This is a genomic window from Pseudomonas sp. S30_BP2TU TE3576 (assembly GCF_050436025.1).
Classification (GTDB): Bacteria; Pseudomonadota; Gammaproteobacteria; order Pseudomonadales; family Pseudomonadaceae; genus Aquipseudomonas.
The window spans coordinates 3,833,084-3,857,798 of the sequence record NZ_JBNDLK010000001.1; the positions used below are offsets into that span (position 1 = coordinate 3,833,084).

The window sequence follows — 24,715 nt, forward strand, 5'->3', positions numbered from 1 at the left end:
GCTACCGACTTTCGAACACCTTCCAGAGGCCTGTGTAACAGAAAAAGCGCACACAGGTCTCTGGCTGACGACAACCGGTCTGACCGGCAGCGGGTTATTGTGATTTTCTGACCCGCAGGTACCACTCGGACAGCAGTCGTACCTGTTTGTCGGTGTAGCCCCGCTCGACCATCCGTGTGACGAAGTCGTTGTGTTTTTGCTGGTCCTCCTTGCTGGCCTTGGCGTTGAAGCTGATGACCGGTAGCAGGTCCTCGGTGTTGGAGAACATTTTCTTCTCGATGACCACCCGCAATTTTTCGTAACTGAGCCAGGTCGGGTTCTTGCCGTTGTTGTTGGCCCGGGCGCGCAGGACGAAGTTGACGATTTCGTTGCGGAAATCCTTCGGATTGCTGATACCGGCCGGTTTTTCGATTTTCTCCAGCTCTTCGTTCAGGGCTACGCGATTGAGGATCTCGCCGGTTTCCGGGTCGCGGTATTCCTGATCCTGGATCCAGAAATCGGCGTACAGCACGTAACGATCGAAGATGTTCTGGCCGTATTCGCTGTAGGACTCGAGGTAGGCGGTCTGGATCTCCTTGCCGATGAATTCGATGTAGCGCGGTGCTAGGTATTCCTTGAGGAAGCGCAGATAGCGTTCGCGTGTCTCGGCCTGGAACTGTTCCTGTTCGATCTGTTGTTCCAGCACGTAGAGCAGATGCACCGGGTTGGCGGCAATTTCGTGCGGATCGAAGTTGAACACCTTCGACAGGATCTTGAACGCAAACCGGGTGGAAAGGCCGTTCATGCCTTCATCGACACCGGCGTTGTCGCGGTATTCCTGGATCGACTTGGCTTTCGGATCGGTGTCCTTGAGGTTTTCGCCGTCGTACACGCGCATCTTCGAGTAGATGTTGGAGTTTTCCGGCTCTTTGAGGCGCGAGAGCACGGTGAACTGGGCCAGCATCTTCAGGGTGTCCGGTGCGCAATGCGCCTTGGCCAGCGAGCTGTTGAACAGCAGCTTGTCGTAGATCTTCACTTCGTCACTGACCCGCAGGCAGTACGGCACTTTGACGATGTAGATCCGGTCGATGAAGGCTTCGTTGTTCTTGTTGTTGCGGAAGGTGTGCCACTCCGATTCGTTGGAGTGTGCCAGCAGGATCCCGGTGAACGGAATCGCGCCGAGGCCTTCGGTACTGTTGTAGTTGCCTTCCTGGGTGGCGGTCAGCAGTGGGTGCAGCACCTTGATCGGTGCCTTGAACATTTCGACGAACTCCATCAGGCCCTGGTTGGACCGGCACAGTGCGCCCGAGTAGCTGTAGGCATCGGCGTCGTTCTGTGGGAATTCCTCCAGTTTGCGGATATCGACCTTGCCCACCAGCGCCGAGATGTCCTGGTTGTTTTCGTCGCCAGGTTCAGTCTTGGCCACGGCGATCTGGTTGAGGATCGACGGGTAGAGTTTGACCACACGGAACTGACTGATGTCGCCACCGAACTCGGCCAGGCGCTTGGTCGCCCATGGCGACATGATGGTGTTGAGGTAGCGCCGTGGAATGCCGAAGTCTTCCTCGAGGATCGCTCCATCTTCAGTGGAGTTGAACAGACCCAGGGGCGACTCGAAAACCGGCGAGCCCTTGATTGCATAGAAGGGCACTTTTTCCATCAGTTGCTTGAGCTTCTCGGCCAGGGACGACTTACCGCCACCGACAGGGCCGAGCAGGTAAAGGATCTGTTTCTTCTCTTCCAGGCCCTGAGCGGCATGGCGGAAATACGACACGATCTGGTCGATGCATTCTTCCATCCCGTGGAAGTCTTCAAAGGCCGGATAGCGACGGATTACCTTGTTGGAGAAGATGCGCGACAGTCTCGAGTTGGTCGAGGTGTCGAGCAGTTCCGGCTCACCGATGGCCAGCAGTAGACGCTCGGCAGCGGAAGCGTAGGCGCTGCGGTCTTTTTTGCACAGTTCCAGATACTCTTGCAGAGAGAGTTCTTCCTGGCGTGTGGACTCGAAGCGTTGTTGGAAGTGGCTAAAGATACTCATGACGTCACCTCGCTCGATACGTGGAGCCGACGCCGGATCACTCAGTCGATGCTGGCAGCAACCGAACAGGCGGTTGCTGTTTACCCCCCAGAACTCCCTCAAGGCTTACCGCCCCGAAAGCTACTCCCGATGATCCGTGCGCCGGTGTACCGGCTCTCCCCTGTTTTGGATGGCCTGCGCTTAAGGATAGTTGGGAATTTGGCAGGGAAAGGCAAGATGCGTAATTGTTTGTGGCAGACCGTTCGTCTGCCACCGCGCCAGCCCGCGGGAGTCGGGGCCTGCAACGTTACAAAAAAATTATTCGGAGGTGCCTTGCGCCGTTTCCGCAGGGTACGTCGTACGCCACAACTCAAATCCGCCATCCATGCTGTAGACGTCGGAGAAGCCCTGGCTGATCAGGTAGGCGGCCGCGCCCTGGCTGGAATTGCCGTGATAGCAGACCACTACGGTGGGGGCATCGAGGTCGGCACCCTGGATGAAGGCGTGCAGGGAATGATTGTCCAGATGCTTCGAGCCTGCGATGTGCAGGGCGGCAAAAGTGGCCGGGTCGCGGACGTCGACCACCACGGCGCCTTGTTCGCGCAGGGCTTGGGCCTGTTCCGGGGGGATACGTTTGAATTCGCTCATGGCGGGCTCCTGTGGCTCGGCTGAATGGGCAGTCTAGCGCGGGGCGCTGGCTGGCGATGTTTGGGGAATGGATGAGGCGACTGACGGCACGGCAACATGGCCATGTTCGTCGCATTTGCAGGACAGGCGCTCAAAGCTGTCGACGTTCATCAGGGTCAGGGCGCCGCCCCACACGCACCCGGTGTCGAGGGCCGATATGCCCGGCTCGTCGCACTTGCCTTCCAGTGCTGCCCAATGACCGAAGAGTATTTTCAGATCCTTGGTCTTGCGTTCCTTGTGCTGGAACCAGGGCTTGTAGCCAGGTGGGGCGGTACCGAGACCTTCCTTGCTCTTGAGGTCGAGTTTGCCTTCGGCGGTGCAAAAACGCATGCGGGTGAAATAGTTGGTGATCACCCGCAGACGCGTCACGCCTTTGAGGTCGTTGTCCCATTTCGCCGGATCGTTGCCGTACATGCCATCGAGGTAGGGCGGCAACAGGTTGTCGTCACGCAAGACAGTCTCGACTTCGGCTGCACATTTCAAGGCTTTGCGCAGCGACCACTGGGGTGGAATGCCGGCATGGACCAGTGCAATGTTGCGCTGTTCGTCGTAGTGCATGAGCTTTTGCTGGCGCAGCCATTCCAGCAGCTCGGCGCAGTCCGGCGCGTCAATGATCTCGTGCAGGGTGTCGGCCTTTTTCAGGCGTTCGATGTTGCGTCCGGCCGCCAACAGGTGCAGGTCGTGGTTGCCGAGCACGCACACCAGCGACTCGCGGATGCTATAGAGGAAGCGCAGGGTTTCCAGCGACTGCGGGCCGCGGTTGACCAGGTCGCCCACCAGCCACAGACGATCCCGTTGTGGGTCGAACGCCACTTGTTTGAGCAGGCATTGCAGGGCTTGAAGGCAGCCTTGCAGGTCGCCGACAGCGTACGTTGCCATCAGTGCAAGGCTCCGGGCACCGCCAGGCGAAAGGGCGCGATGATGGCGTCGAAATGTTTGCCGTCTTCGGAAAGCATCTGATAGGTGCCTTGCATGGTGCCGACCTTGGTGGTCATGACCGTACCACTGCTGTAGGTGTGGCTCTCGCCGGGGGCGATCAACGGTTGCTCGCCGACTACGCCTGCGCCGCGCACTTCTTCGACATGCCCGTCACCATCGGTGATGACCCAGTGCCGAGACAGCAATCTGGCGGGCTCCAGGCCATTGTTTTTCACGGTGATGGTATAGGCGAAGGCAAAGCGGTCGTACTCGGGTTGCGATTGTTCTGCCAGATAGCGGGTGACGACGCTGACGTCGACCTGATAACGAGGATCGGACATGCAAGGGGCCTTAAAAACGAAGCGGGACGCGGGGCGTAGCTGATGGAGTTCAGTCTAGGCCAAGTATCGGGTAGTAGACCAGAGTGCCGTCCTACCCGATAGCGCTCATCACCTGTCAGTCAGCGGCAGGCTTTTGTGCTGCTTGCTCGCTGAGCTTGTCGGCCAGGCGCACGAAGGCGGCCAGGTCGAGTTGCTCGGGACGCAGACTGCCATCGACGCCGGCGGCTTCGATTTCGGCGTTGCTCAGCAACAGCTTGAGGGTGTTGCGCAGGGTTTTGCGGCGCTGGTTGAAAGCTTCCCGCACGACGCGCTCCAGCAAGCGGTGATCCTTGGCCGGGTGCGGCAGTACGGCGTGGGGCACCAGGCGCACGATGGCCGAGTCGACTTTCGGCGGCGGGTTGAACGCGCCCGGGCCGACGTTGAACAGGTGCTCGACCCGGCAGTGGTACTGAACCATGATCGACAAGCGACCCCAGTCACCACCGCCCGGACCGGCAGCCAGGCGCTCGACCACTTCCTTTTGCAGCATGAAGTGCATGTCGCGGATCAGGTGCGAGTTGTGCAAGAGGTGGAAAATCAGTGGCGTGGAGATGTTGTACGGCAGGTTGCCGACCACTCGCAGGCTGCCTGGTGCGGCATTCAGGCTGTTGAAGTCGAACTTCAGTGCATCGCCCTGATGCAGGTTGAAGTTGCTCTTGCCGGCAAACTGCTGGTTGAGGATCGGGATCAGGTCCTTGTCCAGTTCCACCACGTCGAGTTGGGCGCCGCTGCTGAGCAGGCCTTGGGTCAGTGCGCCCTGTCCCGGGCCGATTTCCAGCAGGCGGTCTTCTGTCCTGGCATGAATGGAACGCAGGATGCGGTCGATAACACCAGCGTCGTGCAGGAAGTTCTGGCCAAAGCGTTTGCGCGCCTTGTGTTGGTAATGCTCGGTCATAAACGGGTCTCGGCCATCTGGTAGGCGGTTTCCAGGGCGACTTGCAGGCTGCCGGTGTCGATCTTGCCGCTGCCGGCCAGGTCCAGGGCTGTGCCGTGGTCGACCGAGGTGCGGATGATCGGCAAGCCGAGGGTCACGTTGACTGCTGCGCCGAAGCCTTTGTACTTCAGCACCGGCAGGCCCTGGTCGTGGTACATCGCCAGCACTGCATCGCAGTGCTCCAGATATTTGGGGGTAAACAGAGTGTCGGCGGGCAGGGGGCCGCGAAGGTCCATGCCCTCGCCGCGCAAGCGCTCCAATGTGGGTTCGATGATATCGATTTCTTCATGGCCCAGATGTCCGCCTTCACCGGCATGCGGGTTGAGCCCGCAGACCAGGATGCGTGGCCGGGCGATGCCGAATTTGTTCTGCAGATCGGCGTGCAGGATTCGCGTGACGCGTTCCAGACGCTCCGGCGTGATTGCATCGGCAATCTCGCGCAGGGGCAGGTGAGTGGTCACCAGGGCTACGCGCAGGCCGCGTGTGGCCAGCATCATCACCACTTGCGCGGTATGAGTCAGGTCAGCGAGGAATTCCGTGTGTCCGGAAAAGGCGATGCCGGACTCGTTGATGACGCCTTTGTGCACCGGCGCGGTAATCATGCCGGCAAAGTCCCCGTTCAGGCAGCCCTGGCCGGCCCGGGTCAGGGTTTCCAGGACAAACGCAGCGTTGGCCTTGTCCAGTTGTCCGGCGGTGACCGTGGCGTTGAGCGGTGTATCCCACACATACAGGCTGTTGGCTGGCGCGGGCGCATCCGGCCAGTTGTCCGGTGTAACCGGCAGCAAGTCGACCGCCACGCCCAGTTGCGCGGCCCGCTCAATGAGCAGGTCGCGGCTGGTGATGGCAATCAGGGGGTGGGGCTGGGCTTGCGAGGCGAGCAGCAGGCACAGGTCGGGACCTATGCCGGCTGGTTCGCCGGGTGTCAGCGCGAAACGTTGAGGTTTCACTGTGCTGCCTGGTCGGCGCCAGGGAGTTTGATTTCAACGTACGCTTCGTCACGGATCTGACGCAGCCAGGTTTGCAGCTCTTCGTCGTATTTGCGGTTACGCAATACGGTCATTGCTTGCTGCTCGCGAGCCTGGGTGGTGCTGTCTGTGGCGCGACGGCCAAGGACTTCCAGGACGTGCCAGCCGTATTGTGTCTGGAACGGCTTGGACAGCTGGCCTTGTGGGGTCTTGGCCATCACTTCGCGGAACTCGGGCACCAGCGCGCTCGGGTCGATCCAGTTCAGGTCGCCGCCGTTGAGGGCGGAACCCGGGTCTTCCGAGTAGCTTTTCGCCAGCTCACCGAAGTCTTCGCCAGCCTCGATACGGCTGTAGAGTGAATCGGCCAGGGCTTTGGTTTTCGCTGCGTCGCGGATCGGGCTCGGCTTGACCAGGATGTGACGCACATGCACTTCATCGCGCATCTGGGTCTCGCCGCCACGCTTGGCGAGGATCTTCAGGATGATGAAGCCGCCTGGCGTGCGCATTGGCTGGGTGACATCCCCCACTGGCATGGTGCTCAGCAGGCGATCGAATGGAGGTGGCAATTGAGCGGCTTTACGCCAGCCCATGTCACCACCTTCCAGTGCGGTTTCGCTGGCGGACTTGGCGATTGCCAACTGACCGAAGTCAGCGCCTTGCTTGAGTTGCTGGTAAATCGCATCGGCCTGTTTGGCTGCATTCTGAATCGCGTCGGAGTTGGCGCTTTCCGGCGTAGGAATCAGGATGTTGGCCAGGTGGAACTCTTCGGACAGCTGCATTTTGCCCAGGTCGGAAGCCAGGAAGTTCTTCACTTCCTGCTCGGAGACCTGAATGCGTTCGGCAACCCGGCGCTGGCGTACACGGCTGATGACCATTTCGCGACGAATCTGCTCACGCGCGTCGTCGTAAGACAGGCCGTCGCGAGTCAGGGCGGCGCGGAACTGCTCGACCGACATGTTGTTGCGCTGGGCAATGGTGCCGACAGCCTGGTTCAACTCTTCATCTGTAATGCGAATGCCGGAGCGTTCGCCGATCTGCAATTGCAGGTTTTCGACGATCAGGCGCTCCAGTACCTGCTGCTGCAGCACGCTGGCCGGCGGCACGGCAGAACCACGCTTGGCAATGGTTTGCTGAACTTCATGAACGCGTTGGTCCAGTTGGCTCTGCATAACCACGTCGTTGTCGACGATGGCCACCACTTTATCGATGGACTGTACGGCGGCACTGGCCGCCGTACTCAGGAACAGCGCGCCCAGCATCAGCGGGCGCAGACAATCAGAAAGCTTGGTCTTCACGTTCACGATAACCTTGAATGCCTTTGTCGAGGAAGCTCTCTGCCTTGGCGCCGGTGAGGCCGCCGAGTCCCTTCAGAACAATTTGGAGGAAGACGCCATGGTCGCCTTTTTCGTTTTGCGGTGCTTGCTGGCTGAACTCGTCGTAATCAACGAAGTAACGGTTGATCAGGCGCAGTTTCCAGCAGCAGTTGTCGTACTCGAAACCACCAAAGGCTTCCAGGGTACGGCTGCGGTTGTAGTCATACTGCCAGCGGCTGATAGCGCTCCATTGCGGCACGATCGGCCAGATCACCGAGAAGTCGTGCTGTTTGATCTTGTAGTAATCCTTCACGTAGCCAGGCTGGCCAGGGGTGCCGTAGTCACCACCGCCCACGGTCCACTGACCGGTGTTCTGGTCGTAACGGATCTGGTCATTGCGATAGCGATAGCCGACGTTGACCACCTTGTTCGGGTTGTCTTCAGGCTGGTAGTGGAACATCGCGCTGCCCGAGCGAGGGCTGTGGCTGTCCGGGTCCCAGTTGTAGTCGGCCGTGGTACGCCAGTCACGGTTCCAGCGATATTCGTATTCCAGGGCGTAAGGCGAAACGTTGGCTTGTGTATCTTTGCGGGTTTTTGGATCGATGCCCGGCAGCTGAACTTCGCGGTCCTTGAAGTACAAGGCCTGGCCGACGCTGATGCGTTGACGCTCGAAACCGTTGTCTTCGATCCAGCGGCTGGTCACGCCCAGGGACAGTTTGTTCTCGTCGCCGACACGGTCGGAGCCAGAGAAGCGGTTGTCACGGAACAGCGACGCATAGTTGAAGGTGTATTCGCTGGTATCGAATACCGGGATGTCTACCTGGTCGACCTCCGGCACGTACAGGTAGAACAGGCGCGGCTCGAGGGTCTGGCGGTAGTTCTTGCCGAAATACTGGGTATTGCGATCGAAGTACAGGCCGCTGTCGATGCTGGCGATCGGTACGCCGCGGTTCTGGTTGCTGTCAAAATCACCATTGAGATTTTTAGTCCCGGTTGCCGCTGCGGCTTGATCTTGCTGCGCGATTTGACTTTTGCCGAGACCGTCCAGATCCAGTTGGTACTGCGTGTACTGGTACTTGAGTGTTGGCTTCAGGAATCCGTAGGTCCAGTTCAGTGGCAGGCTGACAGCCGGTGCCAGGTTGAGCCGGTCGCCATTGGCGCGTGCCAGGCCGACAACGTTGTTATCAAGACGTGGTGACACGTTACCATCTTCGTCGGAGTAGCTGCCGTTCTGCAGATCCCGATCAAACCGTACCAGTTCGGTGCTGTAGGTGAGATCCAGGCCTTCCGGATGATAAGGCAGCATGCCGTCGAGGGTGAGCTGCGGCAGGCGGTCGTACGGCGTAATGTTCGAGACGCTCGCCAGTTGGTATGCCTGGGCGTTCACCCGAGCGTTATAGCTGTCGCCGCGATAGGTGACGGAGCCCTGCTGGTTCACGTAGTCGTTGCTTTTCACGCCGATCTGGTCGGTCTGCAGATCCTGGAAGTAATACGGATCGCTGATCTTGGTGTAGTCGACTTGCGTGAGCACTCGCGAGTCGAGACCACCCTTGTGCTGCCAGTTGTACATGTAGCGGGTTTTTTCGGCGTCGGACTGCTTGTCGCGTTCGTCGCTTTCGTCGTTGAGGTACGCCGCACCGAACTGGCCTTCGCTGGACTTGGTCAGGTAGCGGAATTCGCCTTCCATCAACAAGCCGTGCTTTTCCATGTAGCGCGGGTACAACGTGGCATCGTAGTTCGGCGCCAGGTTGAAGTAGTACGGGGTGACCAGCATGAAGCCGGTATCGCTGCCGGTGCCGATGGACGGCGGCAGGAAGCCGGACTGGCGACGGTCGTCGATCGGGAAGTAGATGTATGGCGTGTACAGGACCGGAATGTCCTTGACCCGCAACGTCACGTTGGTTGCCGTACCGAAACCGGTGGCCGGGTTCAGGGTGATGTTGTTGCCCTTGAGCTGCCAGGCGTTGCTGTTCGGTTCGCACGTGGTGTACGTACCATCCTTGAGGCGGATGATCGCGTTCTCGGCACGTTTGGCGTACAGGGCATTACCGCGGACGCGGGATTTGTGCATCACGTATTCGGCGTTGTCGACCTTGGCTTCACCGGTGTCGAGCTGCACATCGGCGTGGTCGCCGACGATCAATGCGCCGTTGTCGCGAATGCGCACGTTGCCGTTCAGGTCGCCACGGCTCTCGGCCTGGTACAGGTTGGCTTCGTCGGCTTCGACCTGCATGCTGCCCTGACGCATGACAACGTCGCCGGCCAGGGTCGCGACCTGCTCATCCTGTTTATAGCGGGAAGCTTTTGCACCGATAAAGGTAGGAGCGTCACTTTTATTCGTCTTGTCGTTCATGCCAGGACGAATCGGTTCGATATAGGAACCAGAGCAATAAGGACCGGTTTCGGCCAATTGTGCGGCGGTGAGCTGTTCGCGCGGAACCCAGTCGAGGTGGCTGTAGTCTGCGCTTCGCGACTTCAGGCCACGGCCTTTGGATTCGGTGACCAGTGCCGGCTTGGCACCAGTGTCTTCGCCGGAGCCGTTCTCGGCCGGGGCTTCGCCAGTAGCGGAAACTGCGCTGCCGTCATGGACGGGACGCGGTGGCAATGCAGCCGCCGGCGTCTTTGGCGCACAGTCCCAGGAACCCGAAGCAGAGACTGAGCAGTCAAACTGTTCTGCGGCGACCACGTAGGAAGTGGCAAGGGGTTGCAGCGCCAGCAAACTGCCGGTAACCAACAACGGAAATTTTTTACGAAACGCGGGGGATTTCAATGCCATCTTATTAGTCCGGGCTTCCTGCGTGCCATCTGCCCGCGGTGTGGGCCGCACGCCTCTCGATGGTCTGAAAAAGATGCTGGATAATAAAGCATGACCCGCTTGACGGCTAGCGCCGTCGGAGACCCTTGTAATGCCTGATCAAGATGTACGTTTGCAACACCTGAAAGTTTGGCTCGATGAACAATTGGCGACTCTTTTTGCCGAGCAGGGTTGGGGTGTCGTCCCCCCAGCCACGTTGACTGCGGCCAGCAGCGACGCGAGTTTCCGGCGGTATTTCCGTTGGGAAGGCGATGGCAAAAGTTTCATCGTGATGGACGCCCCGCCGCCCCAGGAAAACTGTAAACCCTTCGTGGATATCGCCTTTTTGCTGGCGAAATCCGGAATAAACGTGCCGAAAATTTATGCCGAAGACCTCGAGCGCGGTTTTCTTTTGCTCAATGACCTGGGCAACAAGACCTATCTGGACGTCATCGACAGCGAAAATGCCGACAATTTGTTCAGAGATGCCCTGCAAGCGTTGCTGGCTTTCCAGCAGTTGCCGATGGTTGCGCCTCTGCCGAGCTATGACGTGGCATTACTGCGTCGCGAGCTGGAACTGTTTCCCGAGTGGTACGTGAAGCGTGAATTGGGCATCGAATTCGACGCGGCGCAGCAAGTGCTCTGGCAGCAGGTCAGCGAACTGTTGATCGACAGCGCCCTGGCACAGCCAAAAGTCCTGGTGCATCGCGACTACATGCCGCGCAACCTGATGCTCAGCGAGCCCAACCCCGGTGTGCTGGATTTCCAGGACGCGGTGTATGGCCCGGTGACCTACGACGTGACCTGCCTGTTCAAGGATGCATTCCTCAGCTGGCCGCAAGAGCGCGTGCACGGCTGGCTCGAAAGCTACTGGCAGCAAGCGGGCGCCCTCGGTATTCCGGTTCAGCCCGACTTCGAGGATTTCCTGCGTGCCAGCGACTTGATGGGTGTGCAACGTCACCTGAAAGTCATCGGTATTTTCGCCCGTATCTGCCATCGTGATGGCAAGCCGCGTTATCTGGGTGATGTGCCGCGTTTCTTTGCCTATATAGATGCCGTGATCGAGCGCCGTCCTGAACTGGCCGGGCTGGATGTGTTGCTGGCCAGTCTGCGTGCCGGAGTGACAGCATGAAGGCAATGATTCTGGCCGCGGGTAAAGGCGAGCGCATGCGCCCGCTGACCCTGACCACGCCAAAGCCGCTGGTTCGTGCAGGCGGAGTCCCACTGATCGAATATCACCTGCGAGCGCTGGCCGCTGCCGGGTTCACCGACATCGTGATCAATCACGCCTGGCTCGGTCAGCAGATCGAAGACTATCTGGGCGATGGTGCGCGCTATGGCGTGAGCATTCAGTACTCGGCGGAAGGCGAGCCCCTGGAAACCGGCGGCGGGATTTTCCGCGCGTTGCCGTTGCTGGGGGATGAAGCGTTTGTCGTGGTCAACGGCGACATCTGGACCGATTACGACTTCAGCGTGCTGCATCAGCCTATCAGCGGCCTGGCGCACCTGGTGTTGGCGAGCAACCCGTCCCACCATCCGGCCGGGGACTTCAGCCTGATCGGAACCCAGGTGCACGACGGTCAGCCGCAGGCTTCTACCCTGACCTACAGCGGCATTGCCGTGTTGCATCCGCAGTTGTTCGACGGTTGCACCGCGGGGGCTTTCAAGCTCGCGCCGCTGTTGCGCAAAGCCATGGCTGACGGTCAAGTGACCGGCGAGCAGTTGAAGGGGCATTGGGTCGATGTCGGCACTCACGAGCGCCTGGCCGAAGTTGAATCATTAATAGAAGCGAGCCGCTGACATGCTGTGGCCAGGGACTCTGATTGGAGCCGGAGCAGGCTTTGCCATAGCCAGTCTTCCGGGGGCCATGCTCGGCGCGTTGTTGGGGCAGGCGCTGGACCGGCGTTTGCACTTGCAGAGCTGGGGGCACTTGCGGGAAAAGCTGGGCGGTCGCCCGGTGCTGCGTAACGATGAGTTGCTGTTTGTCTTGTTGGGGCGTCTGGCCAAGTGCGACGGCCGGGTGATGGCCGGGCACATCGAACAGGCCCGGGCGGAAATGCGTTCGCTGGAAATGTCCGAGTCGGCGCAGCGTCGTGCGATTGCCGCGTTCAATCGCGGCAAGTCGGGCCGCGACCGGCTGCACGGTTATCTGCGCCGCCTGAGTGCTCAGCCCCATGCGGCAGAAGGCGTGTTGCGCGCCTGCTGGCGAATGGTGTGGGCCGATGGCCGTGCCGGCCGCAGTGAACGTGAATTGATCGGCCAATGGGGCAAGTGGCTGGGCTGGACGCCGCATCAGGTGCAAGCGCTGGCCCATGACTACGAGCCGCAGAAAAGGCCATTGAGCAACAGCGTGCCAAGTTATCAGGAGGCCTTGCGGTTGCTGGGTGTGTCGGCCACCACTGAGCCGGCGCAGATCAAACGTGCTTACCGGCGCCTGCTCAGTCGCCATCATCCGGACAAGGTTGCCGGCAGTGGCGCGACAGCGATGCAGGTTCGTGAGGCCACCGAGCGAACGCGCGAACTGCACAATGCCTATACGCTGATTCGGGAGCGGCGGGATTTTCGCTAGTCGAACAGCTTTGTGTTGCCTGTAATGACCCCTTCGCGAGCAAGCCCGCTCCCACAGGTTTTATGTCGATTACAAAAGTTGTGTGCGACGTTAATCCTGTGGGAGCGGGCTTGCTCGCGAAGAGGGCGACGCGGTCTGTCAGTCTGTCGCAGGCTGCGGATTCAACCAGCCCCGCACCCGCCGGAACAATTGCTCCTGTTCGGCCTTGCTATCCGGCAACGCCTTGAGCGCGACCTGGCTGAATGCCGATGACTTCAGGCGTTTGCTGGCCTGCAGGCGTTCCAGTGCAGCGTTGCGATCCGGCGCTTTGTCTTTGTAGAAAATATCCGCGGTCGGCAGTTTCAGGGTCGGGGTCAGCTCTGCCAGCCCGGGTTTCGCCGCCACAGGTGTCTGCGCTGCGACCATCACCAGTCTCTCGACTTGCGATGGCTGCTTCTCGCTCAGGTAGCGCGCGGCCCAATAGGCGCCGGAACCATGCCCCAACACCACGATACTGCGAGCGCTTTGCTGTTCGGCGAACGCGATAGCGGCGTCGATCCGGGCGAAGATGCGCTCGGCATCGGCCTTGGATTGTTCTTCAGGGGTTTCGGCGATGGCCTTGTCGGCAACATCGGCCTCGCCACCGGCCACTTGTTCGATGGGGGCTGCGGTGGTCGAATCTTTACTGCCGGTTTCGGGGGCCTTGGGGGCTGGCGGCGCTTCCACGATTCGCGGCGCAATGGCATCGCTTTGCAGATCCGGCAAGGTGATACTCAGGCTGCTCCATTCGGCATCCGGCAATTTGCGCCGCAAAGGGCCGACCGCTTGCGGCCAGTCAACGCTTTCGCCGGCGCCCGGGATGATAATCACCGCGCCTTTGGGTTCGGCGGTGTTGGCCGGTTTCCACAAGGCCAGAAACGTGTCGGTGCCCGCTTGCAGTTGTTGCTGTTCCTGAGCCGGGATCTTTCGCTCAAGTGCAGTCGCTTCTTCCTGACTACGCTCAGGCAGCGGCTGACGTTCGAGTGGTTTTTCTTCGGCGGTTTTTTCTTCGGCGACTGGCGCCGGGTTGGCCGCTTCGACGGAAAAGGCGCAAGGCAGGATCAACGACAGGCACAATGCTGGCAGTGCCAGGCGGTAGACAGGGGGCATCGGATATTCCAGGCCAGAAGTTGTTCCGGCAGCCTAATGGGTTGGTCAGTATTTGTCAGTGTGTGAGAGTTCAATGATGCGTTTTCGCTGCCTGTGGGTTATCGGCTGTTTGTGGTTTCCCTTGATGGGCTGGGCGGCAGTCGTGCCACCGGCGCACGTTGCCCAACTGTCACCGAAACAACAGCACTGGCTGGCGCAGCAGAGTGAGTTGCGGGTCGGCGTGGTGTTGCAGGCGCCCTATGCGCAATACGATCGCCGCTTGCAGCGCCTGTCCGGGGTGAACGTCGAGCTGATGAAATGGCTCGCAAACAACCTCAATGTCGAACTGAGCTGGCGCAATTTCCCCGACCTTGAACAATTGGAAGCCGCGGCCCGGGAGGGCGAAATCGATATCGCCCCGGGACTGACCCAGACGCCTGGCGGGCTGCGCCTCTGGCAGTTTTCCGACCCCTACATGCGGGTGCCGCAGCTGGTGGTCAGCGACCAGAAAAGCGCCGGCACGGTCGAGCTGGAAAAGCTCGACAGCCAGACCCGCGTCGCCGTGCGCATGCCCAGTGCCATTGCCGATTACCTGCGCGGCAACTATCCGCACCTGAATCTGCAAGGCGTACCGATGGAACGCCAGGCATTGCAATTACTGACTGGCCAGCAGGCGGCTTATGCGGTGATCGATGAGGCGCAACTGGGGCGCCTGTCCGTCGAACCGGAGTTCGCCGGATTGGTGGTGGTGGGGGATGTCGGCCTGCCGCAGTTGCTGCGGGTGGCCACGCGCCGCGACAAACCGGAACTGGCAGGCATTGTCGAAAGTGCATTGCGGGCGATCCCGGCCAAGGATCTGGAGCAACTGCACAATCAATGGCTGCAACCCAAGTATCCGCGCCTCACCGAGTCTCCGGGGTTTTGGCAAAACCTCTGTCTGTTGCTGGTCGTGCTGGCGTTGAGTTGCGTGGCCATCGTGTTCTGGCAGCGCCGCCAGCAGCACAACCTGGAGCAACGTTTGTTGGCCGCGCAGGAAGACATTGCCTTGCGCGCCGCCAGCGAAGAGGCCTTGCGGCTCACTCAGTTTTCCATCGACCAGAGCACCGTCGGTATCCTCTGGGTCAACTGGGACAGCCATGTGCGCTACGCCAACCGTGCGGCGGAAAACATGCTTGGCTATCCGGCCGGGGGGATCATCGATCGGCCCCTGATCGATTTCGAGCCCGGCCTGCACATGGACCGCTGGCTGAACCTGTGGAAGCGCGCCCGGGCCAGTGAAGAGGGCCCGCAAAGCTTCGAAACCAATTGCGTGCGGGCCGATGGCAGTATCCTGCCGGCCGATGTCTCGTTGAGCTTCCTGCGCTTTCGCGATGGCGAATACCTGGTGGTTTACCTCAACGATGTCACCGAGCGGCGTCGCGCCCTGGCCGCCTTGCGGGAAAGCGAGGCGCGGTTGCAGGGCATCGCCGCCAACGTTCCGGGACTGGTTTTCCGCCTGGAGCGGGCGCCGGTGACCGGCCAGATCGACTTTGCCTATATCAGCGAAGGCAGCGAAAGTCTGGTGGGTTATTCGCCGGCCACGCTGGCGCATCGCGATAAAGGCCTGCGCAGCCTCGTGCATCCGGACGACAAGGCCAGCTATCACCAGACCCAGGATCATGCGCTGGACACCGACAGCGACTGGTCGTGGCAGGGGCGAATCCTCACGCGTCAGGGCGAGCAGCGCTGGGCGGAAATCAAGGCCATTACGCGTCAGCTGGAAGACGGCGCCTATGTCTGGGACGGAATCGTCTGGGACATCAGCGAGAGCAAGCGCATCGAACTTGAACTGGCGAGCTCCCGGGAACAACTGCGTGAGCTGTCCGCGCACCTGGAAAGCGTGCGCGAAGAAGAAAAAGCGCGTATTGCCCGGGAAGTACACGACGAGCTGGGTCAGATGCTGACCGTGCTCAAGCTGGAAACCTCCATGTGCGAACTGGCTTATGCGCAACTTGATCCCGGTCTGCATGAGCGCCTGAGCAGCATGAAGCGCCTGATCGCTCAACTCTTCCAATTGGTTCGCGACGTGGCGACCGCATTGCGCCCGCCGATTCTCGATGCCGGCATTGCCTCGGCCATCGAATGGCAGGCCCGACGTTTCGAGGCGCGTACACAGATTCCGTGCCTGGTGCAGGTGCCGGACAACTTGCCGGTGCTCAGTGATGCCAAGGCAATTGGTTTGTTCCGGATCCTTCAGGAAGCGCTGACCAATGTCATGCGCCATGCCCAGGCGCATACTGTTGAACTGACACTGGCGCTGGAAGGCGACGAGTTGTGTCTGACGGTCAGCGATGACGGTGTAGGATTTGTCGCCGCACCGGGCAGGCCAACTTCCTTTGGGATCGTCGGTATGCGTGAGCGGGTGTTGATCCTGGGCGGTGAGTTATCCCTTGAGAGTGAGCCGGGTGAAGGCACGACGCTGAGTGTGCGAGTGCCATTGAATGGGGCCTGATTATTTAATGTTGTCTGTACTGACGCCTTCGCGGGCAAGCCCGCTCCCACAGTGGGTTTAGGGCGGTCACAAAATCCCTTGTGGGAGCGGGCTTGCTCGCCAATGATCTTGAGTCTGGAGAAGAACGTGATCCGTGTACTGGTAGCCGAAGACCACACCATTGTCCGCGAAGGCATCAAGCAGTTGATCGGCCTGGCCAAGGACTTGCTGGTGGTGGGGGAGGCGAGCAATGGCGAGCAGTTGCTCGACACCTTGCGTCATGTGCCCTGCGAAGTGGTGCTGCTGGACATCTCCATGCCGGGCGTTAATGGCCTGGAAGCCATTCCGCGGATTCGCGCCCTGAACAATCCGCCGGCGATCCTGGTGTTGTCGATGCACGACGAAGCGCAGATGGCCGCCCGGGCGCTGAAAGTCGGAGCTGCCGGATATGCGACCAAGGACAGCGACCCGGCATTGTTGCTGACGGCCATTCGCAAAGTGGCCTCAGGTGGGCGTTACATCGACCCGGAACTGGCCGACCGCATGGTCTTCGAGGTCGGCCTGACCGACTCGCGTCCATTGCACTCGTTGCTCTCCGAGCGCGAGTTTTCCGTGTTCGAACGCCTGGCCCAGGGCGCCAACGTCAACGACATCGCCCAGCAACTGGCACTGAGCAGCAAAACCATCAGCACCCACAAGGCGCGGCTGATGCAGAAGCTCAACATCACCTCGCTGGCGGAACTGGTGAAGTACGCGATGGAACACAAGCTCCTCTAAAGCACACCGCTGTCCAATGTGGGAGCGGGCTTGCTCGCGAAAGCAGTGTGCCATTCGACATGTCCGGGCCTGATACAGCGCTTTCGCGAGCAAGCCCGCTCCCACAAGTCCGGTGGTGGCATACCGATTTGCGACACTGTTCAAAACCGCATTGGCTTGTTCTTGCGGCCTGCAACTGAGCGCTCGCCTCTGTGCTTGCCAAAACGCGCCATCCTTGTAGGGCAATCCCTACCCCCAGCCTTCCATCCGGCTGAGGCGAATCTCTCTTGCGCCCCGATTTGCGTGCCCCTCAGCGTCCACTAGGCTTAACCCCACAGCAGTCATCAATAACAAAGGTGTGGGTATGAGCCAGGTCGATTCAAGCGCAGGGGCCAATGATGTTCTGGTCAGCTTTCGTGGAGTGCAGAAGAGCTACGACGGCGAGAACCTGATCGTCAAAGACCTCAACCTGGACATTCGCAAAGGCGAATTCCTCACGTTGCTCGGGCCGTCCGGCTCCGGCAAGACCACCAGCCTGATGATGCTCGCCGGCTTCGAAACGCCGACCGCGGGCGAAATCCTGTTGGCCGGGCGCGCCATCAACAACGTGCCGCCGCACAAGCGCGACATCGGCATGGTGTTCCAGAACTACGCGTTGTTCCCGCACATGACGGTGGCCGAGAACCTGGCGTTCCCGCTGACCGTGCGCGGCATGAACAAGAGCGACGTCAGTGCCCGGGTCAAGCGCGTGCTGAGCATGGTCCAGCTCGACAGCTTCGCCCAGCGTTACCCGGCGCAGCTCTCCGGAGGCCAGCAACAGCGTGTGGCCTTGGCCCGGGCGCTGGTGTTCGAGCCGCAACTGGTGCTGATGGACGAACCCCTCGGCGCACTCGACAAACAACTGCGTGAACACATGCAGATGGAGATCAAACACCTGCACCAGCGTCTGGGCGTCACCGTGGTCTACGTGACCCACGATCAGGGCGAAGCCTTGACCATGTCCGACCGTGTAGCGGTGTTCCATCAGGGCGAAATCCAGCAGATCGCGCCACCGCGCACCCTTTACGAAGAGCCGAAAAACACCTTCGTCGCCAACTTCATCGGCGAGAACAACCGTCTCAATGGCCGTCTGGTCAGCCAGAGCGGCGAGCGCTGCGTGGTTGAGCTTGGTCGCGGGGAAAAGGTCGAAGCCCTGGCGGTCAACGTTGGCCAGACCGGCGAGCCGGTGACCCTGTCCATTCGTCCGGAGCGGGTGAGCCTCAACGGCTCCAGCGACCAATGCGTCAACCGCTTCTCGGGACGGGTTGAGGAATTCATCTATCTGGGCGACCACGTCCGGGTGCGCATGGAAGTCTGCGGCAAGACCGACTTCTTCGTGAAACAACCGATTGCCGAGCTTGATCCAGCGCTCGCCGTCGGCGACGTGGTACCGCTTGGCTGGCAGGTCGAACACGTTCGTGCACTCGACCCCCTTCTAGAGGCGAACTGATCGCCCCCGCAATACCAACACCAACCCTGCACGTGGAGAGAACAATAAATGTTGAGATCCCTGAAATTCACCGCTTTGGCACTGGGCATGATGGGCGCGGCACACGCGATGGCGGCCGGCCCGGATCTGACCGTGGTGTCCTTTGGCGGGGCGAACAAGGCGGCTCAGGTCAAAGCCTTCTACGCACCGTGGGAAGCGGCAGGCAACGGCAAGATCGTGGCTGGCGAGTACAACGGCGAAATGGCCAAGGTCAAGGCCATGGTCGATACCAAGAGCGTGTCGTGGGATCTGGTAGAGGTTGAATCGCCGGAACTGTCCCGTGGTTGCGACGAAGACATGTTCGAACAGCTTGATCCAAAGTTGTTCGGCAAGAGCGAAGACTACGTCAAGGGCGCCATCCAGCCTTGCGGCGTGGGTTTCTTCGTGTGGTCGACCGTGCTGGCCTACAACGCCGACAAGCTGAAATCCGCACCGACCAGCTGGGTGGATTTCTGGGACACCAAGCAGTTCCCGGGCAAGCGTGGCCTGCGTAAAGGCGCCAAGTACACTCTGGAATTCGCACTGATGGCCGACGGCGTTGCGCCGAAAGACGTCTACAAAGTGCTGGCCGGCAAAGACGGCCAGGACCGTGCGTTCAAGAAGCTCGATGAGCTCAAGCCGAACATCCAGTGGTGGGAAGCCGGCGCACAACCGCCGCAATACCTCGCTTCCGGTGACGTGGTCATGAGCTCGGCCTACAACGGCCGGATCGCTGCCGTACAAAAAGAAAGCAATTTGAAAGTAGTGTGGAACGGCGGCATCTACGACTTCGACGCATGGGCCATTCCGAAAGGCCTGGACAAGGCGCGTGCCGAAGCGGCGAAGAAGTTCATCGCCTACTCGGTACAGCCACAGCAGCAAAAAACCTACTCGGAAAACATCGCCTACGGCCCGGCCAACACCCAAGCCGTACCGTTGCTGGCCAAGGATGTCCTGAAAGACATGCCGACCACCCCGGAAAACATCGCCAACCAGGTGCAGATCGACGTCAGCTTCTGGGCTGACAACGGCGAGCAACTGGAACAGCGCTTCAACGCCTGGGCGGCGAAGTAAGCACGACTCTGTGGTTTGAACACCGCAATCCTTGTGGGAGCGAGCTTGCTCGCGATAGCAGTGGGTCAGTCAACATTGATGTTGAATGTAATGTCCCCATCGCGAGCAAGCTCGCTCCCACAGGTTGTTTGAATGCCTCTGTAATGATCAAAGATTCCCGGAGTACGTCATGGCTATCGCCGTTCCCCTGAACGAGGGCACCAGCCCCACCTTGAAGCAGCGGCTCAAGCACGCCGAGCGGGTCAACCGCTGGAAGGCCCAGGCGTTGATCGCGCCGCTGGTGCTGTTTCTGTTGCTGGTGTTCCTGGTGCCGATCGTGGCGCTGCTCTACAAAAGCGTTGGCAACCCGGAAGTGGTCGGCGGCATGCCGCGCACCGTGACCGCCATCGCCAGCTGGGACGGCCGCGGCCTGCCCGCTGAACCGGTTTACAAAGCGGCGGCCGAAGACCTCGCCGACGCGCGCAAGAATCAGACCCTGGGCGACCTGTCCAAACGCCTGAACATGGAACTGGCCGGCTACCGCAGCCTGCTGACCAAAACCGCCCGTGCCTTGCCGCTCGCCACTGAACCGGCCTCTTATAAAGAAGCGCTGGAAGGCCTCGATGAGCGTTGGGGCGACCCGGCCTACTGGCAAGCGGTACGCCGCAACACCAGCAGCATCACTCCGTATTACCTGCTGGCGGCTGTCGATCATCGCATCGACGACCTCGGCGAAATCGCCCCGGCCACCCCGGATCAGGCGATCTACCTCGACATCTTCGCCCGCACCTTCTGGATGGGCCTGATCATCACCGCGATCTGTCTGGTGCTGGCGTATCCCCTGGCTTACCTGTTGGCGAACCTGCCTTCGCGCCAGAGCAACCTGCTGATGATCCTGGTGCTGTTGCCGTTCTGGACGTCGATCCTGGTACGGGTCGCGGCGTGGATCGTGTTGCTGCAATCGGGTGGCCTGATCAACAGCGGTCTGATGGCCATGGGCATCATCGATAAGCCGATCGAGTTGGTGTTCAACCGTGTCGGTGTCTACATCTCGATGGTGCACATTCTGCTGCCGTTCATGATCCTGCCGATCTATAGCGTGATGAAAGGCATCTCGCCGACCTACATGCGTGCTGCAATTTCCCTCGGCTGCCATCCGTTCGCCAGCTTCTGGCGGGTGTACTTCCCGCAGACCTATGCCGGTGTCGGCGCCGGTTGCCTGTTGGTGTTCATCCTCGCCATTGGCTACTACATCACCCCGGCATTGCTGGGCAGCCCGAACGATCAAATGGTCAGCTACTTCGTCGCCTTCTACACCAACACCAGCATCAACTGGGGCATGGCGACCGCACTCGGTGGGCTGCTGTTGCTCGCGACGGTCGTGCTTTATCTGATTTACAGCTGGCTGGTGGGCGCGAGCCGCCTGCGCCTGAGCTAAGGGGAGAACGAAATGCTGAGTCCTTATATGTCGCCCATCGAACGGGTGTGGTTCTACAGCTTGCGGATTCTCTGCGGCTTGATTCTGTTGTTCCTGATCCTGCCGGTGCTGGTGATCATTCCGCTGTCGTTCAACTCGGGGAGTTTTCTGGTCTATCCGCTGCAAGGCTTTTCGCTGCACTGGTACCAGGACTTCTTCGCCTCGGCGGAATGGATGCGTTCGTTGAAGAACAGCATCATCGTCGCCCCGGCAGCGACGGTACTGGCGATGATCTTCGGCACGCTGGCGGCGATCGGTCTGACCCGAGGCGATTTCCCGGGCAAGCCGCTGGTGATGGCGCTAGTGATTTCGCCGATGGTGGTGCCGGTGGTGATCATTGGTGTGGCCAGTTACCTGACCTTCGCTCCACTGGGATTTGGCAACAGCTATACCTCGCTGATCGTCGTGCATGCCGTGCTCGGTGTGCCGTTTGTGATCATTACCGTGTCGGCGACGTTGCAGGGGTTCAACCACAACCTGGTGCGGGCCGCTGCGAGCCTGGGCGCTTCGCCGCTGACCACGTTCCGCCGGGTGACCTTGCCACTGATTGCACCGGGCGTGATCTCCGGGGCGCTGTTTGCCTTCGCGACATCGTTCGATGAGGTGGTGGTGACGCTGTTCCTCGCCGGCCCTGAACAAGCGACCTTGCCACGGCAGATGTTCAGCGGCATCCGCGAAAACCTCAGCCCGACCATCGCCGCCGCCGCGACGCTGCTGATTGCCTTCTCGGTGATCCTGCTGCTGACCCTGGAATGGCTGCGTGGCCGTAGCGAGAAATTGCGTACTGCACAGGTCTGACGCCGAACCCGGTAAAAATGTGGGAGCGGGCTTGCTCGCGAAAGCGGAGTGTCAGCTGATGTATAAGCTGAATGGCACACCGCCTTCGCGAGCAAGCCCGCTCCCACAGGGGGTTCCAGTGGACCATTAGTTCATTCACCGCCTGAATACCAGCCAACCCCAAATCCCCAGCTACTATTGTGCCCAGCTCCCCTATCTATAAGAGGCTGCGCACATGAGTCTTTCCTCTTTCAAAATCGCTCACAAACTGATCACCGGCGCAGGTGCCATCGAGCAACTGTCTGCCGAGCTGACGCGCCTGGACATCGACAACCCGCTGATCGTCACCGACGCCGCCCTAGTCAAGTCCGGCACGGTAGAACTGGCGCTGGCGCAGTTGGGTGAACGCAGCTACGAGATTTTCGACCGGGTACTGCCGGACCCGGAAATCGCCATCGTCGAAGATTGCATGCAGGTGTATCGCGACGGCGGGCATGACGGATTGATTGGCCTGGGCGGCGGCAGTGCTATCGACATCGCCAAAAGCGTTGCAGCCTATGCCGGTTACCACGGGGAGCTGGAGGACTTGTTCGGCATCGATCAGGTGCCGCGCAAAGGCCCGCCGCTGATCGCCATCCCGACCACGGCCGGCACCGGCTCGGAAGTGACCAACGTGGCGATCCTTTCCGACAAGGTCGCGCAACTGAAGAAGGGCATCGTCAGCGACTACCTGTTGCCGGACGTGGCGCTGGTCAGTCCGCAAATGACCCTGACCTGTCCGCGCAGCGTCACGGCGGCCAGTGGCGTCGATGCGCTGGTGCATGCCATCGAGTCCTATCTGTCGGTCAATGCCTCGCCGATTACCGATGCCCTGGCCATCGGCGCCATCAAGTTGATCGCCAAGGCCTTGCCCAAGGCCTACGCCAACCCGTCGAACCTGCAAGCCCGGGAAGACATGGCCACCGCCAGCCTGATGGCCGGCATGGCGTTCGGCAATGCCGGGGTCGGCGCGGTGCATGCGCTGGCGTATCCGCTGGGCGGGCGCTTCAACATTGCCCATGGCGTCAGCAACGCCTTGTTACTGCCCTATGTCATGACCTGGAACAAGATGGCCTGCATCGAACGCATGCAGGATATCGCCGAGGCCATGGGCGTGAAGACTGCACATTTGAGTGCCAACGATGCGGCCGACAAAGCCGTGCAAGCCATGACCGAGCTGTGCCTGGCCGTGGAAATTCCCCAGGGCCTGCGCAGTTTTGGCGTTCCCGAGGAAGCTATCCCGTCCATGGCCGTGGAAGCGGCGGGGATCGAGCGCTTGATGCGCAACAATCCGCGCAAGTTGAGTGCCGTCGATATCGAGAAGATCTATCGAGCGGCGTACTAGAGGCTCTGCCGTTGTTAGATGATGGCAGGGTCCAATCATCGCGCTCACGGTGCGCGTGTCAAAGCATGAGGTATACAATGCGCGCCATCGTGATTCTGCTCAGTAAAGGTGCGTCATGCAGCCCTTCGTAATTGCTCCGTCGATTCTCTCCGCCGACTTCGCCCGCCTGGGTGAAGAAGTGGACAACGTCCTGGCCGCCGGTGCCGACTTCGTGCACTTCGATGTCATGGACAACCACTACGTACCGAACCTGACCATCGGCCCGATGGTCTGCTCGGCGCTGCGCAAGTACGGCGTGACTGCGCCGATAGACGCACACCTGATGGTCAGCCCGGTGGACCGCATCGTTGGCGACTTCATCGAAGCCGGCGCTACTTACATCACCTTCCACCCGGAAGCCACCCAGCACATCGACCGCTCCCTGCAATTGATCCGCGAAGGCGGCTGCAAGTCGGGCCTGGTGTTCAACCCGGCGACCCCGCTGGACGTGCTCAAGCACGTCATGGACAAGGTCGACATGATCCTGTTGATGAGCGTCAACCCGGGCTTCGGCGGGCAGAAGTTTATCCCCGGCACCCTCGACAAGCTGCGTGAAGTGCGGGCGCTGATCGATGCGTCGGGCCGTGACATTCGCCTGGAAATCGACGGCGGCGTGAACGTGAACAACATTCGCGAAATCGCTGCGGCTGGCGCTGACACCTTCGTCGCCGGCTCGGCCATCTTCAATGCGCCGAACTATCAGGAAGTCATCGACAAGATGCGTTCCGAACTGGCGCTGGCTCGCCCATGAGTGGTTTTGAGCAGTTGTTCCCGGGGCAACTGCCGCGGCTGGTGATGTTCGATCTGGACGGCACGTTGATCGATTCGGTCCCGGACCTGGCAGTGGCTGTGGACAAGATGCTGCTCAAACTCGGTCGTAAGCCCGCCGGTCTGGAAGCGGTACGCGAATGGGTCGGCAACGGCGCGCCGGTATTGGTGCGTCGTGCGCTGGCTGGCGCTATAGATCATTCGGCGGTCGATAACCACGAGGCCGAACGGGCGCTGGAGTATTTCATGCAGGCTTATGGCGAGAGCCATGAGTTGACAGTGGTGTATCCCGGCGTGCGCGACTTCCTCAAGTGGCTGCAAAAGCAGGGGGTCGAGATGGCGCTGATCACCAACAAGCCGGAGCGTTTCGTCGCGCCGCTGCTGGATCAGATGAAAATCGGCCGTTACTTCCGCTGGATCATCGGCGGCGACACCCTGCCACAGAAAAAGCCCGATCCGGCCGCGCTGTTTTTCGTGATGAAAATGGCCAACATTCCGGCGTCGCAGTCGTTGTTCGTCGGCGACTCGCGCAGCGATGTGCTGGCGGCGAAAGCGGCGGGGGTCAAGTGCGTGGCCCTGAGCTACGGCTATAACCACGGTCGGCCAATCGCGGAAGAGTCGCCGGCGCTGGTGATCGACGACCTGCGCAAGCTAATTCCCGGTTGCCTGGATCCGGCCGCTGAGATAACGTTGGCCGACGCTGTCAAACCCCCTTCTGGAAACGCCATCGTGGTGGTCACTCGCAAACTCTGGATGAAAGTCATCAAGGCCCTGGCCCGCTGGCGTTGGCGCGCCTGACTGATCCTGGCCGGTTTCCGGCG

General features: G+C 60.4%; 21 protein-coding genes. 12 read left to right on the forward strand and 9 right to left on the reverse strand.

Annotated features, from left to right (window positions below; genetic code table 11):
- Positions 1-94: 94 nt before the first annotated feature.
- The 8 genes from ABIA48_RS17385 to ABIA48_RS17420 form a co-directional block, all read right to left on the reverse strand.
- Positions 95-2,017: a PrkA family serine protein kinase gene (locus ABIA48_RS17385; protein ID WP_007982655.1), complete on the reverse strand. Its 1,923-nt coding sequence runs from the start codon at positions 2,015-2,017 to the stop codon at positions 95-97.
- 297 nt (positions 2,018-2,314) lie between these two features.
- On the reverse strand, positions 2,315-2,644 hold the full coding sequence (gene glpE / locus ABIA48_RS17390) for a thiosulfate sulfurtransferase GlpE (RefSeq protein WP_007982657.1): 330 nt from the start codon (positions 2,642-2,644) through the stop codon (positions 2,315-2,317).
- A gap of 33 nt (positions 2,645-2,677) precedes the next feature.
- Positions 2,678-3,562, reverse strand: a complete 885-nt coding sequence (locus tag ABIA48_RS17395) for a symmetrical bis(5'-nucleosyl)-tetraphosphatase (protein ID WP_429490220.1) — start codon at positions 3,560-3,562, stop codon at positions 2,678-2,680.
- Positions 3,562-3,942: a Co2+/Mg2+ efflux protein ApaG gene (apaG, locus tag ABIA48_RS17400; protein WP_429490222.1), complete on the reverse strand. Its 381-nt coding sequence runs from the start codon at positions 3,940-3,942 to the stop codon at positions 3,562-3,564. The genes ABIA48_RS17395 and apaG overlap by 1 nt, the downstream gene beginning before the upstream one ends.
- Positions 3,943-4,057: 115 nt before the next feature.
- On the reverse strand, positions 4,058-4,876 hold the full coding sequence (rsmA, locus tag ABIA48_RS17405) for a 16S rRNA (adenine(1518)-N(6)/adenine(1519)-N(6))-dimethyltransferase RsmA (protein WP_204934635.1): 819 nt from the start codon (positions 4,874-4,876) through the stop codon (positions 4,058-4,060).
- The gene (pdxA, locus tag ABIA48_RS17410) at positions 4,873-5,862 is read right to left on the reverse strand and encodes a 4-hydroxythreonine-4-phosphate dehydrogenase PdxA (RefSeq protein WP_204934634.1); all 990 of its coding nucleotides are present in this window, start codon (positions 5,860-5,862) and stop codon (positions 4,873-4,875) included. The genes rsmA and pdxA overlap by 4 nt, the downstream gene beginning before the upstream one ends.
- Positions 5,859-7,175: a peptidylprolyl isomerase SurA gene (gene surA, locus ABIA48_RS17415; RefSeq protein WP_429490224.1), complete on the reverse strand. Its 1,317-nt coding sequence runs from the start codon at positions 7,173-7,175 to the stop codon at positions 5,859-5,861. Before surA ends, pdxA begins: the two co-directional genes overlap by 4 nt.
- Positions 7,156-9,969 (reverse strand): LPS-assembly protein LptD, encoded by a 2,814-nt coding sequence (locus tag ABIA48_RS17420; RefSeq protein ID WP_429490226.1) that lies wholly within the window; start codon positions 9,967-9,969, stop codon positions 7,156-7,158. The genes surA and ABIA48_RS17420 overlap by 20 nt, the downstream gene beginning before the upstream one ends.
- Positions 9,970-10,099: 130 nt before the next feature.
- On the opposite strand from ABIA48_RS17420, the gene ABIA48_RS17425 reads away from it, so the two are divergent.
- The 3 genes from ABIA48_RS17425 to ABIA48_RS17435 are packed head-to-tail and all read left to right on the forward strand — an operon-like array spanning position 10,100 to position 12,556.
- A complete protein-coding gene (locus ABIA48_RS17425) occupies positions 10,100-11,119 on the forward strand; it encodes an aminoglycoside phosphotransferase family protein (RefSeq protein ID WP_429490228.1) in 1,020 nt (339 codons plus the stop codon).
- The gene (gene murU / locus ABIA48_RS17430) at positions 11,116-11,787 is read left to right on the forward strand and encodes an N-acetylmuramate alpha-1-phosphate uridylyltransferase MurU (protein ID WP_429490230.1); all 672 of its coding nucleotides are present in this window, start codon (positions 11,116-11,118) and stop codon (positions 11,785-11,787) included. Before ABIA48_RS17425 ends, murU begins: the two co-directional genes overlap by 4 nt.
- A gap of 1 nt (position 11,788) precedes the next feature.
- On the forward strand, positions 11,789-12,556 hold the full coding sequence (locus tag ABIA48_RS17435; RefSeq protein WP_429490231.1) for a TerB family tellurite resistance protein: 768 nt from the start codon (positions 11,789-11,791) through the stop codon (positions 12,554-12,556).
- 138 nt (positions 12,557-12,694) lie between these two features.
- On the opposite strand, the gene ABIA48_RS17440 is transcribed toward ABIA48_RS17435, so the two are convergent.
- Positions 12,695-13,684 carry an alpha/beta hydrolase family protein gene (locus ABIA48_RS17440; protein ID WP_429490233.1) on the reverse strand — a complete coding sequence of 330 codons (990 nt, stop codon included), beginning with the start codon at positions 13,682-13,684 and terminating at the stop codon, positions 12,695-12,697.
- A gap of 73 nt (positions 13,685-13,757) precedes the next feature.
- On the opposite strand from ABIA48_RS17440, the gene ABIA48_RS17445 reads away from it, so the two are divergent.
- From ABIA48_RS17445 to ABIA48_RS17485, 9 genes are all read left to right on the forward strand, one after another.
- Complete coding sequence (locus ABIA48_RS17445) at positions 13,758-16,154, forward strand: PAS domain-containing sensor histidine kinase (RefSeq protein WP_429490235.1); 2,397 nt, start codon at positions 13,758-13,760, stop codon at positions 16,152-16,154.
- Positions 16,155-16,256: 102 nt separating this feature from the next.
- Entirely contained in the window at positions 16,257-16,910 is a 654-nt protein-coding gene (locus tag ABIA48_RS17450) for a response regulator (protein ID WP_204934626.1), read from the forward strand.
- Between the two features lie 343 nt (positions 16,911-17,253).
- Positions 17,254-18,378, forward strand: coding sequence for an ABC transporter ATP-binding protein (locus ABIA48_RS17455; protein WP_429490237.1), 1,125 nt, complete (start codon positions 17,254-17,256; stop codon positions 18,376-18,378).
- A gap of 48 nt (positions 18,379-18,426) precedes the next feature.
- On the forward strand, positions 18,427-19,470 hold the full coding sequence (locus ABIA48_RS17460; RefSeq protein WP_429490239.1) for an ABC transporter substrate-binding protein: 1,044 nt from the start codon (positions 18,427-18,429) through the stop codon (positions 19,468-19,470).
- A gap of 169 nt (positions 19,471-19,639) precedes the next feature.
- Positions 19,640-20,887, forward strand: a complete 1,248-nt coding sequence (locus ABIA48_RS17465) for an ABC transporter permease (protein ID WP_007986036.1) — start codon at positions 19,640-19,642, stop codon at positions 20,885-20,887.
- Between the two features lie 12 nt (positions 20,888-20,899).
- Positions 20,900-21,724, forward strand: a complete 825-nt coding sequence (locus tag ABIA48_RS17470; RefSeq protein ID WP_007986034.1) for an ABC transporter permease — start codon at positions 20,900-20,902, stop codon at positions 21,722-21,724.
- 214 nt (positions 21,725-21,938) lie between these two features.
- Positions 21,939-23,087 carry an iron-containing alcohol dehydrogenase gene (locus ABIA48_RS17475; RefSeq protein WP_429490242.1) on the forward strand — a complete coding sequence of 383 codons (1,149 nt, stop codon included), beginning with the start codon at positions 21,939-21,941 and terminating at the stop codon, positions 23,085-23,087.
- A 115-nt stretch (positions 23,088-23,202) separates the two neighbouring features.
- Positions 23,203-23,877, forward strand: coding sequence for a ribulose-phosphate 3-epimerase (gene rpe, locus ABIA48_RS17480; RefSeq protein WP_429490243.1), 675 nt, complete (start codon positions 23,203-23,205; stop codon positions 23,875-23,877).
- Positions 23,874-24,692: a phosphoglycolate phosphatase gene (locus ABIA48_RS17485; protein ID WP_007986028.1), complete on the forward strand. Its 819-nt coding sequence runs from the start codon at positions 23,874-23,876 to the stop codon at positions 24,690-24,692. The genes rpe and ABIA48_RS17485 overlap by 4 nt, the downstream gene beginning before the upstream one ends.
- The last annotated feature ends 23 nt before the right edge of the window (positions 24,693-24,715 follow it).

Excerpts from the sequence above, each read along its gene's own strand:
- ABIA48_RS17385 (WP_007982655.1), bottom strand. The coding sequence starts at position 2,017 with ATGAGTATCTTTAGCCACTTCCAACAACGCTTCGAGTCCACACGCCAG.
- glpE (WP_007982657.1), bottom strand. The coding sequence starts at position 2,644 with ATGAGCGAATTCAAACGTATCCCCCCGGAACAGGCCCAAGCCCTGCGC.
- ABIA48_RS17395 (WP_429490220.1), bottom strand. The coding sequence starts at position 3,562 with ATGGCAACGTACGCTGTCGGCGACCTGCAAGGCTGCCTTCAAGCCCTG.
- apaG (WP_429490222.1), bottom strand. The coding sequence starts at position 3,942 with ATGTCCGATCCTCGTTATCAGGTCGACGTCAGCGTCGTCACCCGCTAT.
- rsmA (WP_204934635.1), bottom strand. The coding sequence starts at position 4,876 with ATGACCGAGCATTACCAACACAAGGCGCGCAAACGCTTTGGCCAGAAC.
- ABIA48_RS17420 (WP_429490226.1), bottom strand. The coding sequence starts at position 9,969 with ATGGCATTGAAATCCCCCGCGTTTCGTAAAAAATTTCCGTTGTTGGTT.
- ABIA48_RS17425 (WP_429490228.1), top strand. The coding sequence starts at position 10,100 with ATGCCTGATCAAGATGTACGTTTGCAACACCTGAAAGTTTGGCTCGAT.
- murU (WP_429490230.1), top strand. The coding sequence starts at position 11,116 with ATGAAGGCAATGATTCTGGCCGCGGGTAAAGGCGAGCGCATGCGCCCG.
- ABIA48_RS17435 (WP_429490231.1), top strand. The coding sequence starts at position 11,789 with ATGCTGTGGCCAGGGACTCTGATTGGAGCCGGAGCAGGCTTTGCCATA.
- ABIA48_RS17440 (WP_429490233.1), bottom strand. The coding sequence starts at position 13,684 with ATGCCCCCTGTCTACCGCCTGGCACTGCCAGCATTGTGCCTGTCGTTG.
- ABIA48_RS17445 (WP_429490235.1), top strand. The coding sequence starts at position 13,758 with ATGATGCGTTTTCGCTGCCTGTGGGTTATCGGCTGTTTGTGGTTTCCC.
- ABIA48_RS17450 (WP_204934626.1), top strand. The coding sequence starts at position 16,257 with ATGATCTTGAGTCTGGAGAAGAACGTGATCCGTGTACTGGTAGCCGAA.
- ABIA48_RS17455 (WP_429490237.1), top strand. The coding sequence starts at position 17,254 with ATGAGCCAGGTCGATTCAAGCGCAGGGGCCAATGATGTTCTGGTCAGC.
- ABIA48_RS17460 (WP_429490239.1), top strand. The coding sequence starts at position 18,427 with ATGTTGAGATCCCTGAAATTCACCGCTTTGGCACTGGGCATGATGGGC.
- ABIA48_RS17465 (WP_007986036.1), top strand. The coding sequence starts at position 19,640 with ATGGCTATCGCCGTTCCCCTGAACGAGGGCACCAGCCCCACCTTGAAG.
- ABIA48_RS17470 (WP_007986034.1), top strand. The coding sequence starts at position 20,900 with ATGCTGAGTCCTTATATGTCGCCCATCGAACGGGTGTGGTTCTACAGC.
- ABIA48_RS17475 (WP_429490242.1), top strand. The coding sequence starts at position 21,939 with ATGAGTCTTTCCTCTTTCAAAATCGCTCACAAACTGATCACCGGCGCA.
- rpe (WP_429490243.1), top strand. The coding sequence starts at position 23,203 with ATGCAGCCCTTCGTAATTGCTCCGTCGATTCTCTCCGCCGACTTCGCC.
- ABIA48_RS17485 (WP_007986028.1), top strand. The coding sequence starts at position 23,874 with ATGAGTGGTTTTGAGCAGTTGTTCCCGGGGCAACTGCCGCGGCTGGTG.